17 protein-coding genes are annotated in these 15,881 nt (G+C 37.6%); 5 read left to right on the top strand and 12 right to left on the bottom strand.

Going from position 1 to position 15,881, the window contains the following annotated elements; translation table 11 throughout:
* Positions 1-57: 57 nt before the first annotated feature.
* Genes AB3K24_RS00785 through AB3K24_RS00770 form a run of 4 tightly spaced genes read right to left on the bottom strand, consistent with a single transcriptional unit; the run spans position 58 to position 4,329 of the window.
* On the bottom strand, positions 58-933 hold the full coding sequence (locus AB3K24_RS00785) for a sensor histidine kinase (RefSeq protein WP_367973265.1): 876 nt from the start codon (positions 931-933) through the stop codon (positions 58-60).
* Positions 920-1,573 (bottom strand): response regulator transcription factor, encoded by a 654-nt coding sequence (locus tag AB3K24_RS00780; protein ID WP_367973263.1) that lies wholly within the window; start codon positions 1,571-1,573, stop codon positions 920-922. The genes AB3K24_RS00785 and AB3K24_RS00780 overlap by 14 nt, the downstream gene beginning before the upstream one ends.
* 7 nt (positions 1,574-1,580) lie before the next feature.
* A complete protein-coding gene (locus AB3K24_RS00775) occupies positions 1,581-3,575 on the bottom strand; it encodes an FtsX-like permease family protein (protein WP_367973261.1) in 1,995 nt (664 codons plus the stop codon).
* Between the two features lies 1 nt (position 3,576).
* On the bottom strand, positions 3,577-4,329 hold the full coding sequence (locus tag AB3K24_RS00770) for an ABC transporter ATP-binding protein (RefSeq protein WP_367973259.1): 753 nt from the start codon (positions 4,327-4,329) through the stop codon (positions 3,577-3,579).
* A gap of 180 nt (positions 4,330-4,509) precedes the next feature.
* Between AB3K24_RS00770 and AB3K24_RS00765 the strand changes: the two genes are divergently transcribed.
* The 3 genes from AB3K24_RS00765 to AB3K24_RS00755 all read left to right on the top strand — a co-directional run bounded on the left by AB3K24_RS00765 (position 4,510) and on the right by AB3K24_RS00755 (position 6,798).
* Positions 4,510-4,944 (top strand): MarR family winged helix-turn-helix transcriptional regulator, encoded by a 435-nt coding sequence (locus AB3K24_RS00765; RefSeq protein WP_367973257.1) that lies wholly within the window; start codon positions 4,510-4,512, stop codon positions 4,942-4,944.
* Between the two features lie 2 nt (positions 4,945-4,946).
* A complete protein-coding gene (locus AB3K24_RS00760; protein WP_367973255.1) occupies positions 4,947-5,828 on the top strand; it encodes a metal ABC transporter solute-binding protein, Zn/Mn family in 882 nt (293 codons plus the stop codon).
* Between the two features lie 109 nt (positions 5,829-5,937).
* Positions 5,938-6,798: an aldo/keto reductase gene (locus tag AB3K24_RS00755; protein ID WP_367973253.1), complete on the top strand. Its 861-nt coding sequence runs from the start codon at positions 5,938-5,940 to the stop codon at positions 6,796-6,798.
* A gap of 50 nt (positions 6,799-6,848) precedes the next feature.
* On the opposite strand, the gene AB3K24_RS00750 is transcribed toward AB3K24_RS00755, so the two are convergent.
* The 5 genes from AB3K24_RS00750 to AB3K24_RS00730 all read right to left on the bottom strand — a co-directional run bounded on the left by AB3K24_RS00750 (position 6,849) and on the right by AB3K24_RS00730 (position 10,727).
* On the bottom strand, positions 6,849-7,616 hold the full coding sequence (locus tag AB3K24_RS00750; RefSeq protein ID WP_367973251.1) for an ABC transporter permease: 768 nt from the start codon (positions 7,614-7,616) through the stop codon (positions 6,849-6,851).
* A 3-nt stretch (positions 7,617-7,619) separates the two neighbouring features.
* Positions 7,620-8,525, bottom strand: a complete 906-nt coding sequence (locus AB3K24_RS00745; protein ID WP_367973249.1) for an ABC transporter ATP-binding protein — start codon at positions 8,523-8,525, stop codon at positions 7,620-7,622.
* 63 nt (positions 8,526-8,588) lie between these two features.
* The gene (locus tag AB3K24_RS00740) at positions 8,589-9,440 is read right to left on the bottom strand and encodes a permease (protein WP_367973247.1); all 852 of its coding nucleotides are present in this window, start codon (positions 9,438-9,440) and stop codon (positions 8,589-8,591) included.
* Positions 9,437-10,342 (bottom strand): ATP-binding cassette domain-containing protein, encoded by a 906-nt coding sequence (locus AB3K24_RS00735; protein WP_367973245.1) that lies wholly within the window; start codon positions 10,340-10,342, stop codon positions 9,437-9,439. Before AB3K24_RS00735 ends, AB3K24_RS00740 begins: the two co-directional genes overlap by 4 nt.
* Positions 10,326-10,727, bottom strand: a complete 402-nt coding sequence (locus AB3K24_RS00730) for a GntR family transcriptional regulator (protein ID WP_367973243.1) — start codon at positions 10,725-10,727, stop codon at positions 10,326-10,328. Before AB3K24_RS00730 ends, AB3K24_RS00735 begins: the two co-directional genes overlap by 17 nt.
* A gap of 289 nt (positions 10,728-11,016) precedes the next feature.
* On the opposite strand from AB3K24_RS00730, the gene AB3K24_RS00725 reads away from it, so the two are divergent.
* Positions 11,017-11,577, top strand: coding sequence for an ECF transporter S component (locus tag AB3K24_RS00725; RefSeq protein ID WP_367973241.1), 561 nt, complete (start codon positions 11,017-11,019; stop codon positions 11,575-11,577).
* A gap of 453 nt (positions 11,578-12,030) precedes the next feature.
* Positions 12,031-13,227 carry an MFS transporter gene (locus AB3K24_RS00720; protein WP_367973239.1) on the top strand — a complete coding sequence of 399 codons (1,197 nt, stop codon included), beginning with the start codon at positions 12,031-12,033 and terminating at the stop codon, positions 13,225-13,227.
* Between the two features lie 59 nt (positions 13,228-13,286).
* On the opposite strand, the gene epsC is transcribed toward AB3K24_RS00720, so the two are convergent.
* The 3 genes from epsC to AB3K24_RS00705 are packed head-to-tail and all read right to left on the bottom strand — an operon-like array spanning position 13,287 to position 15,864.
* Positions 13,287-13,784: a serine O-acetyltransferase EpsC gene (epsC, locus tag AB3K24_RS00715; protein WP_367973237.1), complete on the bottom strand. Its 498-nt coding sequence runs from the start codon at positions 13,782-13,784 to the stop codon at positions 13,287-13,289.
* Between the two features lie 12 nt (positions 13,785-13,796).
* Positions 13,797-14,939, bottom strand: coding sequence for a trans-sulfuration enzyme family protein (locus AB3K24_RS00710; RefSeq protein WP_367973235.1), 1,143 nt, complete (start codon positions 14,937-14,939; stop codon positions 13,797-13,799).
* Between the two features lie 10 nt (positions 14,940-14,949).
* Positions 14,950-15,864: a PLP-dependent cysteine synthase family protein gene (locus tag AB3K24_RS00705; protein WP_367973233.1), complete on the bottom strand. Its 915-nt coding sequence runs from the start codon at positions 15,862-15,864 to the stop codon at positions 14,950-14,952.
* Positions 15,865-15,881: the final 17 nt, after the last annotated feature.

The following is a 15,881-nucleotide window of genomic DNA, read 5'->3' as shown; positions in this document are numbered from 1 at the left end:
ACTTTATTATACAAAATTATTTATATCATCATATCATAATGTATGAGGCAATAACACCTATTGTTGTGAAAATCCAATAACTACTGTCGTACCAACATCAATCTCAGATGTCACTGCAATATGACATGATAATTTATCTAACACTAATTTTGCTAAGTACAGTCCCAAACCACTTGAATTCTTATCTAAACGCCCATTATAGCCAGTAAAACCATGTGAAAATAACCGCGGTAAATCGGAAGCTAATATACCAATGCCACTATCTATCATGCGCAGTTGTCTATCAGTTATTTCAATTTTCACGCCACCTGTTTCTGTGTATTTCACAGCATTATTAATAATTTGTTCGACAGCTACTGCCAACCATTTAGCATCTGTTTTAATCATTGCCTCACCGACAATTGTTACCTTTAAATTTTTATGAATAAATTGCGCAGCATATTTTTTAATCACCGTATTAACTAACTCACGAACATTGACTAATTCAAAGCGAAAATCAGTCATCGTATTCTGCACACGAAGATATTCAAGCAAAATGGTTAAGTAGTTTTCTAGTTCAAATGTTTGTTTTTGAAGTTCGGGTAGTTGTGTCTGTGCCACAAGATCTAGACTTGCTAATGGCACTTTCATTTGATGCGTCCAAACACGCATGATATCCATAAAATTTTTATCCTGCTGCATTTGTGTTGCCAATTTTGTACGGATTTGTTCATTCTCTGACTGTAATTCCGCCATATAACGTTGCTCATGCCGAAATTTTTGGTAATCAATCACTGCGTAAATTATAATCATTAATAAAAATAATAGACTGGCATTTAACAGCGATGTCATTGGTAATTGCCACAACATAAAGGTGCACAAAAACAAACTCATCCCCAAAATAAGCGTGAAAAATAAGCCAAATTGACGTTTTAAATACTTACCCCAATACATAACCAACTCCTCGTACGGTATGAATTTTATCGAAATCAATGCTCGCTACTTTTTTCCTTAATCGCGCCATATTCACATGTAATGTGTTGGCATCAATGAAATCATCATTTTCCCATAGCTTTGCCAACAAAACATCTTTGGGCACAACTGTTGTGCCATACTCAAACAAAATCTGTAACATTTTAGTTTCAGTACTCGTCAGGTCAACTTTCCCCACACGACCTATTAACTGATTGTCTACCAAGCGATAACTTTCAAATAGCAACTCTGACGCACTAAAATGGTAACTGCGGCGTAGTAACGCTTGTATCTTTGCCTTCAAAACCGTCAAATTAAACGGTTTAGCAACAAAATCATCTGCCCCCATGCTCAGAGCCATCACTTGATTCATCTCATCGTCAGCACTTGAAATAAAAATGATAGGCACTTTACTTATTTTACGTAATTCAGTTGTCCAATAAAAACCATTGAAATAGGGTAAAGTAATGTCCATCAACACAAGATCTGCATGTGATTCATTAATTTCTTGAACAACAGCACGAAAATTCAGCGTTGAAGCAACGCTGAATTCTGATGATAATATTTTTTTTAAGCTGTTGACAATACTGACGTCATCTTCGACAATAAATATTTTTTGCATACCTTCATTATACGTGACGTTGCACAATGTTAACATAACTACGTGATGTCACTTTATAAATCGCATAGTACAATACGACAATCAAGAGAATAACACCCCCACTAACAGATAACATTAATGTTTTATTCGTAATACCAAAGACGTTAATAATTTTAGAGATCATCACATAAGCCCCAGCAAAATGAACGACAGCCACGGCAATTGGCATGAAAAATAACAAACGTATTTGACTATTGATTGTTTGCGATACTTCTTTTTTAGATAAGCCGACTTCCTGTAGTATGCGGAACGCTTCCTTATCCTGTTCGCCTTCAGCAATTTGTTTATAATAAATGATTAACGCCGCACCAATTATAAAGGTTAGTCCCAGTGTGAAACCAATGAACAAGAACCCCCCCGAGTATGCTCGTCCCTCTTTTAGTAGTGAAAATCGATCCATTCCAAATGCTGATACTGGGGAGCCGTTACTACTATTTTCACCCACTTCTTTAAATGCCTTAACAACGCGCTTACTATCATTTTTACTTAAATTAATAACTAGCTTACGTTGTGAAATCGAGTAACTATTTGCATTAAATCTTGTCCGTTGATAAAACTGCTTGGCTTGTGCCTCATTTGCTGTCACGATCATCGTACTATCACCTGGAATACTTTGAGTTGGATAGTTTTTGACATTTTCTGTTTGACCTTTAACACGCAATGATTGACCAAACCAGTTGATGCTCTTTGGATTAAACTGCCCAGCATAATTATGAATTAATATATCATTTGGTGCCAACTTTGGTAATTTATTGCCAAGCTTAATTAACGTATCACGGGAAACAACCTGTACAGTCGCAACACCTGACTGGTTATCATTAGATACGACATGATTAATCGTCACATGTTTGCTACTAGGCAATTGCACCGACGCTGCGCCATAGTCAACGTATTGAATACCTTTTGTCAAATCAATATGTGTTTGTTTTTCAGTTAGCGACAAAAGACGATCAAACTGTTCTTCTGTTACATTGCCAACACGAGCATCGCCTGTATTCATGGCACTAAGCTCGGTTGTAAATGACATATTTGCCATCATATTTTGTTTTAATCCAGCCTGTAACATAACTGTCGTTACTAAAGTCACGATGGCCATTGTGACGAGTATGGTAATATTCCCTAACCCAATAGCATTTTGTTTCATGCGGTACAGTAAAGCATTTGTTGTAATAAATTTTTCTGGTTGATAGTATTTGCGGCCACGTTTTTGACGTTTTAAATACCAAATAGTAAATGCGACATAAAATAAGTAAGTACCTGCAATCACTAACACTACGGCACCCGCAAATGTGATAATCATAAGCGAATTTACTTTAATCGTTATCGCCATATAATAGCCAATAACTAGTAGTATCATGCCTAAGAACGCTAAAAATCCGCGTGATTTTGGTTCACGTTCACCTTGATTTTCCGAATGCAATAAAGCCAAACTAGAATGGTGATGGATCGTCCACATACTAATCACTGCTAATAAGACAAAAGCCGTTAAAGTAACAATAATCGGCATAACACTGCCGACAACTGAAAAAGTTAAATTGAAATAATTACCACCAATTAAGGCGATAAAAACTAAAAATAAGAATTTTGATAAAATAATACCAACTATTGTGCCGAGTAATAACGTTGCTATTAACAAGAATAGTAGTTCAAGTAAGGCAACAACAATAATCTGCGCCTTGCCAAGGCCTAAAATATCATACAAGCCAAACTCTCGTGAACGTTTTTTTAATAAAAAACGGTAGGCGTAGATTTCAATCCCAATCGAAAAAGGAATAAGTATGATTTGACCAATAATTAAAACAACAGCTACTGACTTGATGTCTAATTTATCTAATTCTGGTGAAAAAGCAATTGATGCCAAAATAAAATTCAAAACAAACATCATCAGGGTTGCCAGTAAAAATGGTGCAAAGTTTTTGAATGACTTTCGAATATTACGTTGCGCTAATTTCAGATAAAACATATCAATTGCCTCCTAAAACACTACTCATGGCTAAGTTGATTTCTTTGTTAAAATCCGATGTACTACGCTCAGCGCGATATAGTTGATGATAAATCATACCATCTTTAATAAACAGCACACGTTTAGCATGACTGGCAACAACACTTGAATGTGTCACCATTAAAATAGTTTGACCTTTATCATTGATTTGTTCAAACAAATTTAACAAGCGATCTGAATTTTTTGAATCTAACGCCGCAGTGGGCTCATCGCCCAAAATTAAGTCGGGTTCTGTCATCAAAGCTCTCGCAATTGCCACACGTTGCTTTTGACCACCAGATAATTCAAATGGTTGTTTATTCAACAACTCTGAAATATTTAACAAAGGTGCCAAAATATTGAGTCGCTCTTGCATGAGTTGTATGGATTTGCGATTCAAGACCAGTGGTAAATAAATATTATCCCGAACATTTAATGTATCCAACAAATTAAAGTCTTGAAAAACAAATCCAAGATGTTCACGACGAAATTTAGCTAAATTATTCGCTTTAATTGTCGTTATATTTGTACCATTCAATGACACCGTACCATTAGTTGGCCGTTCTAATGTCGCTAAAACATTAAGAAGTGTTGTTTTACCACTCCCTGACTCACCCATAATGGCGATATATTCACCTTTTTCAACACTAAAGTCGACATCTCGTAATGCCACCGTTGTTTCTTTTGAAAATCGTGTTTTAAATATTTTTTCAAGATGACTCACTTCTAATAACATAATGCTTCCTCCAGTTCATAGTCTCATTATCTAATAATTGCGTGCCTTGTTCACTTACACCTTGTGACACAACCTGACAAAAATGTCAGAATAATTTTTTTACAAATTCCCCTTGACAAAAGCGGGCTATTCTTGTTATAGTTTACTGGTTAATTAACTAGTAAACTATCGAGGCCAATCATGTCAGAATCCGACAACATTATTCAAGAACTCAACACATTTGTCCAAGCGTACGCGGCAAATTCTGAGTTTATTCGCACAACCACAGCACAACAAATCAATGCCACACAGGCACATTTACTCATGCTATTACAATCGCAAAACGCAACCAATACCATGCTCGCTGACACAATGAAACTCACCAAGCCAGCCATTACAAAAGCGATTAAAAACTTGACCACGCATGGCTACGTAACATCGACAAAAGATGAAGCCGATAAACGTAGTGTTAAGTACACCTTAACACCTGACGGTGTCAAACTTGCTTTGCAACATGAACAATCGCATCAAAAATTACATCATGATATTTGTACGACCGTTTCAGATTTCACACCCGAGCAAAAGGCAACAATTATCAAATTTCTTAAACAAATTAATCATTTAAAGGATAACTAATCATGAAAAAATTAATTGCCATTCTGGCCATTATCATCATTGCAGTCGTAGGTTTTGCCGCGTTTAAGGGCCATTCACCAAAACAAAACACAACCAAAATAAACATTGTTGCATCGACTGATTTCTATGCTGAACTTGCTCAAACAGTTGTTGGTAGTCATGGCACTGCCACAGCAATTATTAACGATCCTAATGTGTCACCTGAAGATTATGAACCAACCACTGCAGTTGCCAAAAAAGTCAGTGGTGCTGACATCGCACTGGCCAATGGTTTAGGATATGATTCTTGGCTTAATAAATTGGCTCAGACATCTAAAAACACACAACTCATTCGCATTGGTGAAAATGTTTTAAAGGAAAAATCTGGCATTAACCCTCATCTTTGGAATAATCCGGAAACAATGACAAAAACCGCACAATATTTAGCTGATGATTTATCAAAGCAAGATCCTACACATAAAACAGCGTACCAAGCTAATGCTAAAAAATATATTGCTAGTTTGAAACCCGTGACAGATCTTGTCAGTCAACTCAAACAACAGGCTAAAAACCAATCGGTTGCCCAAACTGAACCTGTGTTTGAATATATGCTAACAGCTTTAGGTTACAAAGTAATGGATAATGATTTTTCTGAAGCCATTGAAGAAGGAAATGATCCTTCACCTGCGACACTAACACGCCTGCGTTCAGCTATTACAAACCATCAAATCGCATTTTTGGTCAATAATAAGCAAACAACGAGCACAACCGTTTCAACTATTGTTGATCTGGCAAAAGCCAATAACGTGCCTGTTATTAATGTTACCGAAACAATTCCACGTCATGAACATTATGTTAGCTGGAAAATATCAGAGTTAAAACAAATACAAAAAATTAAGCAATAATCCCACCACACCAACATGCGTTTTAAATATGCTATACTAATCTTGAAGCGTATCAGACCTTTCTGATACGCTTCAAGATTAGTAATTTATTATGATGGAGGTAATATTCATGTCTCTTACAGACACTTACACACTGGCAAACGGTACTAAAATACCAGTTCTTGGTTTTGGAACATGGCAATCCGCCGATGGCGATGTTGCTTATCAAGCAGTCAAATGGGCGCTTGATGCTGGTTATCGACACATTGATACAGCTGCCGTTTATGGTAACGAAGCATCAGTTGGTCGGGCAATCAAAGATTCAGGCCTGCCACGAGAATCATTGTTTGTGACATCTAAACTTTGGAATGATGCACACACCTACGAAATGGCGAGCAAAGCACTTGATGTATCACTTAATAAATTAGGCCTTGATTACCTGGATTTATATTTAATTCATTGGCCTAATCCAGCAAGCGTTCAAGCTACAAGTGAAGACGCTTGGCAGTCTGCAAATGCCGAAACTTGGCGTGCTTTCGAAGATGTCTACACTGCTGGTAAAGTTAAGGCTATTGGTGTTTCTAATTTTCAAATTCATCACTTAGAAGAATTAGCTAAAACACAACATATAGCGCCTATGGTGAACCAAAATTATCTTAATCCTTCTGATCAACAGATAGCACTTGTTGCTTACAATCAAGCACACAATATTTTAAATGAGGCTTACTCACCGTTAGGTACTGGTAAATTAATCGACCTACCCCAAGTAAACGCTCTGGCTAAAAAATATAACAAATCTATTCCCCAAATTTTAATTCGTTGGTCACTAGATAAAGGATTTTTGCCTTTGCCAAAATCGACCCATGAAGCATATATTCAAGCAAATGCTGACGTGTTTGATTTTGCCTTAACAATTGACGACATGACATCTCTGGATAAGTTACAAGCCATTGGTGAATTGCATATTAACGCTGATCAAGTAGCATTCTAAGCATAAAAAAAGTGATTGTTTCACGTGAAACAATCACTTTTTTTATGCAGTTAAACTGACCGTTTCTTGAAAATTAGATAAGCAATCGCATACATGATGAAAATATAAACAAGATATGCAATCACCACTGTGCCTTGTGACATATGCACCATACTTTTGATCACACTAGGACTTGCTTGTCCGTACGAAGCCATACCAATAAATATGTTAAATGGATTCCACTTTAATATCGGCGCCATATTAATCAGTAGCATTGAAATACTACTCAAAATTGGTGTACCAACAATCATCACAACACCCAGACCAATGGCAGCGCCCGAACTTTTTACGAGGTTTGTAATTAACAATACGAGTGCAGCTACAAATATCATTTGGAACAATGTGCCCACAACTGTGATCCCCATAGTCTGCCAACCGTTACCTGCATAACTGACGCGCTCTGAGAAATCGAACTCAGGTGCAAATATCAATTGTCCTATCATCGTGCCAATAAATGCGCCAATAAACAGTGCAATATAGATACTCAGATTTAACAATAACTTACTGGTAAATATCATACCACGACTAAATCGACGTGATAACAAGGGACGAATTGTCCCAAAACCAAATTCTTGAGATACGCTGAGTGCGGTAATAATAATACCAACCAGATAAACGTAGAATGTTGCATGCCCGAGATCAGTAATCGCACCAGCCCCACGTTGAGATTTAAATATACCCATAATCGCTAATGGGAAAATCACGCTTAAACCTAACCAAATGTACAAACGATTTTGCTTGAAAGTTTTATAATACTCTTGCTTCATTAAAGTTAACATCTATCATTCCCCCTTATCATCAGTGGCTAACATATCAAGTAATGACTTTTCCAAATTACCAGTTACTGTATTCAATGTTTGAATTTGGATATCAGCATGGTTCATTGCTGTAATAACATTTTGCAAGTTATCTGCCCCAGAAATTTGCACGTGACCATCATCAACTGTCACTGTCCATTTGTTTGCTTGCGCTAACTGAACTGTTGCCTCGTTATCTGACGTATCCATTACCCAACGTACCTTATCATGGCTGAAAAATTCTGTCATTGTTGCTGTTTCAATGATTTTACCATGGTTAATAATAACCACATCATCAACTAACTTTTGTAATTCATCTAATAAGTGACTTGAAATCAAGAATGCCACACCTTGATTGGCTAAATCGCGAATCAATTCGCGTAAATCATGGACCGACTGTGGATCTAAACCATTCATTGGTTCATCCAAAATAACTAACTTGGGATTACGAATTAAAGCAATAGCAATACCCAAACGTTGTTTCATGCCTAATGAAAAATGCTTAGCTTTGCGCTTCCCAAAATTATCACCATCAATTTGTGTTTTGTGCATCAAATCTTTGAAATCAGCTGGCGTTTGTGTATCCATTGCATATAAATTCAGATGTTCTAATGCCGTCAAATTTGGATAAATTGACGGATATTCAATCAGATTACCAACTTTATCAAGGGCTTGATGATTACTAAAAGTAATCGGCTTACCATCAAATACAATTGTGCCGTTCGAATAACTCATCAAACCAGTAATTGCACGCATGGTTGTTGATTTTCCAGCACCGTTCGGGCCAATAAGTCCGACAATATGCCCTGCTTCAACACTGAAACTAACATTTGTCATTGCTTTTTTCTTACCAAAACTTTTATCAATACTTTTTACTTCTAATAAAGCCATTTCTATTCCCCCATATAAATGCCATTGCCACAATACATATTGCGTTGTGGCTTGCTAAACAAATCATTTATCCCACGTCACTTTAAAGGTTGGTTTAAATACTAGGATAAATGTCACAACTGTCAAAATAATAGGTAAGACAAGTCCTAGTAAGAAACCATCAACACTACCGCGACCTGGGCTAGACATTGTTCTCATTAACGCTGCAATAAACACAAAAATAACAATCGGCCACTTAAGATAATGAACGCGTACTGCCTCATCAACAGTATCATCACTAATATTTTGAGCTAAGTAATGTCCTATCGTAAACAGCAACAATGCAGCTAACACCGTAATGATTGGCTGAACGAATCCTTCAAAATGAGATGTTACACTACTGATACTTTTAAAAAATGACGCAATCGTAGGTCCTGCAAGAAAAATCAGCCCCAGCGTGAAAATTGTCCCCGCTGCTTTCAACCAGTTCGGACCAATAATTGTAGCAATAATCACAAATAAACTAGACATAAAAAAAACATTAGCAGATACTGTGATGTCAATATTTAGCGCTTCTATTAAGACATGTGGTTGCAAGGCAGCAGTTAGACCTAAATCAACGACATTCGCCACCGTAATTGGCAACACAATTAATAAAATCACACGTGTTAAAAATAATTGCCCACGTGAAATATTCTGTGTGTATAGCCAGGTATCTAATCGACGTGATTGATCATTTAAAAACACGATTACAGCAATGATTAACCATATAACGATCAATTCTGGTCCCAATGCATTTTCAATATCTTGATTAGGCATACCTGGAATCAACATAACCGACCCCACTGATAAAATAATTAAAATCATGCCAATGACTGCAGCCATCATAAATTGATTTTTTCTAATCGTTGTATATAACTTAAATGCTTGTCTCACGCGTCCACCTCTAATTCTTGTTGCCACAAAAAGGCTTCTTCAGCAAAACTCGCCCGGAAAACAGCTTCACTACTAATCTGAAGTTCTTCCACAAACTTAAATTCTGGTCCAGCCAATTTAATACCGAGATCTTCCGAAAAATCGTTAAATACAATTGTCACAATATGACCGGTTTGCGCAATAATTGTGCCACTATCACGTAAAAATCGCGGTAGTTCCTCACCAGTGAAAGCCAATTGATATTTTTTGATGTTTTTATTATCTTCAATAGCAAAAGTACGATCAATAGTTTGATTTTTTAATAATAAAATGCGATCAACTAACGTATCTAACTCGATTAAATTATGTGAAGCAATTAAAATAGTCGTGTTATGTTGTGTTACTTGGTTGACAATTAACTGTTTCACTTGATCACGAATCAAAACATCTAACCCATCAAGCGGCTCGTCAAGTAACACATATTGCGCACGACTTGCAAAGCTGACAATAATAGCAAACAAGGCACACATGCCTTTTGAGTATGTTCGAATACGCTTACTGTTGTTCAAACCAAACCGTTTAATTTCAGCATCATACCAAGCTTCATCAAAGTTCTTATATGACACTTTCAAAATAGCCTTTATTTTTTTAGGTGAATAGTAGCGCAACCAATTTTCTGGCATATCGACATAAAACAATTGATCATGCATACGTGTTGTCTTATTATAATCTAGATCATCTAAACCAATATGACCAAAATCAGGCAACAGCTCTCCGGCAATTGTACCAAATAACGTTGTTTTACCGGCACCATTTCGACCGACCAATCCAACAATCTCTCCTTGATGTAGCTCAAAACTAACATTTTCTAACACTTGTTTATCTTGAATTTTTTTAGAAATGTTCTCAATGACTAATGTCATGCATCCTCCTTGGCGAATGTGGTTTCCCGCTATAACAACTATCAAGCCATCGGTGTAACTCTTGCACCGAAATTGATGCGCGTTTTGCTTCAATCACAACTTCCCCAAGTTGTTGTTGTAGGCTTGCAATGAGTTGTTCATCTGCGGCAAACCCATCATTTGCACGAATAAATGTCCCTCTCCCAGTTACCGTTTCGATAACATTTTGGTTTTCCAAAGCACGATAAGCTTTGGCCACGGTATTTGGATTTAATCCCTCAATTAAAGCCATTTCTCTTACCGATGGTAATTTTTCCCCAATTATCAGCACGCCTGAAGCAACTTGCGCTTTGATACGCCACATGAGTTGTTCATATAATGGCTGATTCCGCTGAATTTGTGCCATTCATGTACTTCCTTTTTATTTTTTAACATCTGTTAAGTTCGTCAACTGACCGATGTTATTATTAACTGTGTTTCATTATTCCCCAAGACACACTTTTCGATGCTACTGAGTGTATCACGTGTACTATGTTACGCGGTACACGTGTTCTTGTCAAGAAACCTTCTGATAGCTTCGAAATCTTATAATTTTCTCAGTCAAATTCAGGTCATCAAAAAGAACTAGCGTGCGTTATAATATATGGTAAGATGACCATTAGTTGCCTTACTATTATTTCTGAGATTGGAAAAATATGCGAACCCAACACACTACAAATACAATTGTCCTTGTCTCTTTTTTTGCTGCCATCACTTTCGTAGCAACAAGTATACAAGTCCCTATGCCTGCTCTGGTCGGTAAACCATTTGTGCATCTTGGTAACGCAGCTGCGCTACTTTCTGTTCTTTTATTAGGCTACAAGCGTGGTGCATTGGCCGGTGGTATGGGTTTGGCACTTTTTGATGTGACGCATAATTATGTTTTGGACGCACCCTATTACTTTTTTGAAGTTTTTGTTGTTGGTGGCTTGGCATCACTTGTTATTCATCTCCTAAACTATCGCGTTAAACCACAACCATTTAAATTAGTTCTGATTATATTAGCAGCTATTACAGCCAAATTCATCACAACGACATGTCACAATTTTATCATGAGCTTAGTCAGAGGGTTGACGCTACAACCGGCAATCCTTGCGACTTTGTCGGCACTTATACCGACAATTGTTAATTGCGTGACAACCATGATGGTTGTCTTAATTGTTTATCCAGTCTTAGGTGAACGATTGCGCAATCAACTATCTCCTGTACTAAAATAGTTCATATAACAAAAAAATGCCGACCAATTATAACTGGTCAGCATTTTTTTGTTATTTACAAAACGAAACCCCATATCAACGAGATAATACGGAGGGGAGAAAATATTTTTAAGAATGAGAAGAGAGATTGGGAGAGAATGAAATGAAAAATGTGTATTATCTGTCGAGGTTTCGTTATATTGATAAGTTAAGTTGTCCTATCAATATAGCTATCATACCGAGGTAACATTAAATACAGGTTAAATAAAAATATTTAAGCGCCATATGTTTGACTTTTTTTATCATAATTTATATGTTGATTTCTTGTTTACCGTTAATCAAAAATTTGTTTTTATATTTTTAAGTAGTATACTTTTTATCAAGCACATGTCAAAAGGAGAATAAATATGCTTGATACAAGTCACAACCAACACAGCAAGATTTCTTTGCACAATCATAATTAGGCAATCCCTTATGACCAATACTAATAATTCTAAAAAAATAATTGTGTTATTGATGCTTTCACAAGCCTGTTATTTATCAGCCATGAGCATTGATCTGACAATAACTGCTTTAGTTGGCACGACACTTGCTTCAAATCGTCTTTATGCTACCTTACCAATGGCGCTGATTTCTATTTTTAGTGTCATTGTTGCCCCTCAAATCCCTAAACTTGCAACACGTTTAGGTCTCAAAAATTTATTAATTTCTGGTGGTGGCATTGCCGCCATTGGCGGTATATTCTCATGGTATAGCCTAGCTGTTCATTCGTTTTTACTACTTTGTATTGGCACGTCTTGTGTTGGTATTTATCAAGCCATTGCAAATTACTATCGTTATGTTGCTGCTGATACCTCTCGTCGCGGTCAGGAAGTTAGAAGTATTTCCCTCGTATTAACTGCGGGTGTTTTTGCCGCAATTATTGGCCCTTTATTAGCCACGTGGTCAAGTCAACTATTAACCCCATTGTACAGCGGTGCATACCTATTGGTGTCAGTTCTTGGTATCGGCGCATTATTTATTAATACCTGCTTACCTAAAAAACAAATTAATGCAACCATGCAACATTCAGTCGCCCAAGCAGACAAAACTGAGATTAAAATTGGCTTTTCGACACTTTTAAAACGGGCATCATTTAGAAACGGTGCATTGATTTTACTCTGCAGCTGTTTTTCTATGTCACTCATTATGGCAGGTGCGCCGATATTTATGCAAAATATATTACATAACTCGGCTACGCAACGCATGTTTGGTATGCAACTTCATATGGTTGGTATGTACTTACCAGTTATTATCTTACTTTTTGTTGCCAAGTACCTTGCCTTAAAGATTCAAATTATGAGTGCCGCAGTTATTGGCATCATTGCTGTGCTGACGAGTGCATTTTATGTTAATCATACAACTATCATGATCACACTACTGTTGATTGGTGTTTTTTGGAGTTTGAGCTATGCTTCGGGAAGTGCCCTGTTAACGCAATCATACACTGCGCAAGAACGGCAATCAGCACGAGGCAAGGGCGAAATGTTTCCCGTTTTAGGCCTAGCGATTGGTAGTTTATTGGCCGGACCATTCAGCCTTTGGACACCTTGGCCCGTCCAAATGTCTGTTATTCTCCTATTTATTTTAATGAGTGTTGGTTTAATTTTTATAGATTGGCACAAAATTTAGTTAATTTAAAAGGCATCTAACGTTTTTATCCTAGCGTTAGATGCTTTTTCAAATATAACCTATTTTACAATCCGCGCAGGATTTCCTACAGCTGTCGCATGAGCAGGCACATCATTGAGTACGACTGCATTGGCACCAATTTTACTATAGCTTGCAATCGTTATCGGACCTAATATTTGAGCATGTGCTCCAATAAAACTGTGATGCTTAATATGTGGATGTCGTCGACCACTAGTGATGTTACGGGCACCTATGGTCACACCATGTAAAATGGTCACGTCATCTTCAATAACCGCTGTTTCGCCAATAACGACGCCAATGCCATGGTCGATGAAAACCCGTTGCCCGATTTGTGCTCCGGGCGCAATCGTCACGCCAGTTCGTTTGGCTGCCAAACGCGCTATGATGGCGCCTAGTAGATATTGTTTGTGTAAATGAAGCCAATGTGCCAGCCGGTGATATCCTAGCGCATGTAGCCCAGGATAAGTTAAAATAACCATCATTAAACTGTGAGCAGCCGGATCTTGTTTGAGGATGGCCTTAGCAGTTGCAAACATAGGGCCGCCAATTTAACCTTTTAATTGATCAAAACTTTGATCAAGGTCAGCAATCAAATCAGTAATATCCTCAACACCAACTGACAAACGAATCAATTCATCTTGAATCCCATTAGCCAAACGAATATCTCTCGGTATGGCGCCGTGGGTCATTTTTGCTGGCACTTCAATCAAACTTTCAAGTGCACCTAAACTCTCAGCTAATGTGATAACTTTTAGATTTTCAACAAATGTTTCTGGGCTTAAACCAGCCTGTAACTCAAATGAAATCATTGCGCCAAACCCGTTCATTTGTTTTTTGGCAAGGTCGTAGTCAGCATTATTGGGATCACCCGGAAAATAGACACGAGCGACTTGCGGATGGGCATTCAGATAGTCAAAAATAATTTGTGCATTACTTTGGTGACGTTGCATACGCAGTGCCAATGTCTTGATACCACGCTGCAATAACCAACTTTCTTGTGGTGCTAAAATAGCACCAATGGCATTTTGCAAGTAGCCGATCTTTTGGCCCAACTCTGCCGTCTTGGTAACGACTAAGCCGGCAATGAGATCACTGTGTCCACCCAAATATTTTGAAGCACTGTGAACAACAATATCAGCGCCCAATACAATCGGTTTTTGAATGTACGGTGAAGCAAAAGTATTGTCAACAATACTTAATAATTGATGCTGCTGTGCGATTTTAGAAATTGCTTGTATATCAGTAATGCGCAATAGCGGGTTTGTCGGCGTTTCAAAATAAATCGCTTTGGTATTATCTTGAATGGCATTTTCTACGGCGTTCAAATCACGTGTATCAATGATTGTAAATGTCAACCCTTGGCGTTTAAGCACACTGTCAATTAGCCGAAATGTGCCACCATAAACGTCATTACCGACAATAATGTGATCACCAGATGAAAACAGTGTGAAAATTGTACTAATTGCTGCCGAGCCTGATGCAAAGGCAAAGCCAGCCACACCATTTTCAAGATCAGCAATCAAATGTTCGACTGCTTCACGTGTTGGATTACCAGAACGTGAATATTCATATTTTGATTCACCAATTTTATTTTGTTTAAATGTAGACGCCATATGAATCGGTACTGATACGTCACCGGTCGTCTGATCAAAGCTAATGCCACCATGGATTAATTGTGTATTAAATTTCATTTTATCTGCCTCATTTTTCATAAATTTTATCACTCATATAGCGTTCACTGCTATCTGAGAAAATAGTAACAATGGTACTGTTCTCTGGTAACGTTTCAGCCAATTTCAAACTTGCTGCTAAAGCTGCCCCACTTGAACTACCAATAAACAGCCCTAACTTTGCTGCAGCCTCACGCACCTGCCGGAAAGCATCTGCATCACTGATCGTTAATGTCTGATCAATGCGGACATTCTTGAAAAATGGTGGTATGAATTCAACACCAATGCCTTCTGTGCGATGGGCATGTGCCGGGCCACCATTTAAAATCGACCCTTCTGGTTCAACGACAATGTTTTGTATGGTGCTATCGTATTCATTAAGGTATTGCGCAACACCGGAAAATGCACCACCACTACCCGCACCAGCAACAAATGCGGTAATTTTTTCACCAGCCAAATCAGCAATTAATTCTGGTGCTAATGTTTGGTAATAAGTTTTCGGGTTAGCCGGATTGGCAAATTGCATGGGTACATAGCTATTATCAATTTCTGCCGCCAATGCTTTTGCCTTGTCAATCGCCCCTTTAATGCCTGCGCTCGAAGGCGTGTTCACAATTTCAGCCCCTAAAGCCTGCATTAATTGTTGCTTTTCATAGCTAAACTTTTCGGGTACGACCAAAATTGTACGCAAATGATGTTGCTGTGCTGCTAAAGCCAGTCCAATACCTGTGTTGCCTGCTGTTGGTTCAATAATCACAGTATCTTGATTAATCACTTGACGTGCGATGCCATCATTAATCAGGGATTGCCCTAAACGATCTTTGATACTACCACCTGGATTAAACATCTCTAACTTTGCAAAAATACGGCTATGATTTGGAATATTAAGTTGTAAATCAATCAATGGTGTTTGACCAATTAATTGGGATATATTTTTAATTAACATGCTATTTCCCTCTTATT

The sequence above is a fragment of the Leuconostoc aquikimchii genome (assembly GCF_040838325.1).
GTDB classification, from domain to species: Bacteria; Bacillota; Bacilli; order Lactobacillales; family Lactobacillaceae; genus Leuconostoc; species Leuconostoc aquikimchii.
This window is presented reverse-complemented; position numbering and strand designations above follow the sequence as displayed.

Excerpts from the sequence above, each read along its gene's own strand:
- AB3K24_RS00785 (WP_367973265.1), bottom strand. The coding sequence starts at position 933 with ATGTATTGGGGTAAGTATTTAAAACGTCAATTTGGCTTATTTTTCACG.
- AB3K24_RS00780 (WP_367973263.1), bottom strand. The coding sequence starts at position 1,573 with ATGCAAAAAATATTTATTGTCGAAGATGACGTCAGTATTGTCAACAGC.
- AB3K24_RS00775 (WP_367973261.1), bottom strand. The coding sequence starts at position 3,575 with ATGTTTTATCTGAAATTAGCGCAACGTAATATTCGAAAGTCATTCAAA.
- AB3K24_RS00770 (WP_367973259.1), bottom strand. The coding sequence starts at position 4,329 with ATGTTATTAGAAGTGAGTCATCTTGAAAAAATATTTAAAACACGATTT.
- AB3K24_RS00765 (WP_367973257.1), top strand. The coding sequence starts at position 4,510 with ATGTCAGAATCCGACAACATTATTCAAGAACTCAACACATTTGTCCAA.
- AB3K24_RS00760 (WP_367973255.1), top strand. The coding sequence starts at position 4,947 with ATGAAAAAATTAATTGCCATTCTGGCCATTATCATCATTGCAGTCGTA.
- AB3K24_RS00755 (WP_367973253.1), top strand. The coding sequence starts at position 5,938 with ATGTCTCTTACAGACACTTACACACTGGCAAACGGTACTAAAATACCA.
- AB3K24_RS00750 (WP_367973251.1), bottom strand. The coding sequence starts at position 7,616 with ATGTTAACTTTAATGAAGCAAGAGTATTATAAAACTTTCAAGCAAAAT.
- AB3K24_RS00745 (WP_367973249.1), bottom strand. The coding sequence starts at position 8,525 with ATGGCTTTATTAGAAGTAAAAAGTATTGATAAAAGTTTTGGTAAGAAA.
- AB3K24_RS00735 (WP_367973245.1), bottom strand. The coding sequence starts at position 10,342 with ATGACATTAGTCATTGAGAACATTTCTAAAAAAATTCAAGATAAACAA.
- AB3K24_RS00730 (WP_367973243.1), bottom strand. The coding sequence starts at position 10,727 with ATGGCACAAATTCAGCGGAATCAGCCATTATATGAACAACTCATGTGG.
- AB3K24_RS00725 (WP_367973241.1), top strand. The coding sequence starts at position 11,017 with ATGCGAACCCAACACACTACAAATACAATTGTCCTTGTCTCTTTTTTT.
- AB3K24_RS00720 (WP_367973239.1), top strand. The coding sequence starts at position 12,031 with ATGACCAATACTAATAATTCTAAAAAAATAATTGTGTTATTGATGCTT.
- epsC (WP_367973237.1), bottom strand. The coding sequence starts at position 13,784 with ATGTTTGCAACTGCTAAGGCCATCCTCAAACAAGATCCGGCTGCTCAC.
- AB3K24_RS00710 (WP_367973235.1), bottom strand. The coding sequence starts at position 14,939 with ATGAAATTTAATACACAATTAATCCATGGTGGCATTAGCTTTGATCAG.
- AB3K24_RS00705 (WP_367973233.1), bottom strand. The coding sequence starts at position 15,864 with ATGTTAATTAAAAATATATCCCAATTAATTGGTCAAACACCATTGATT.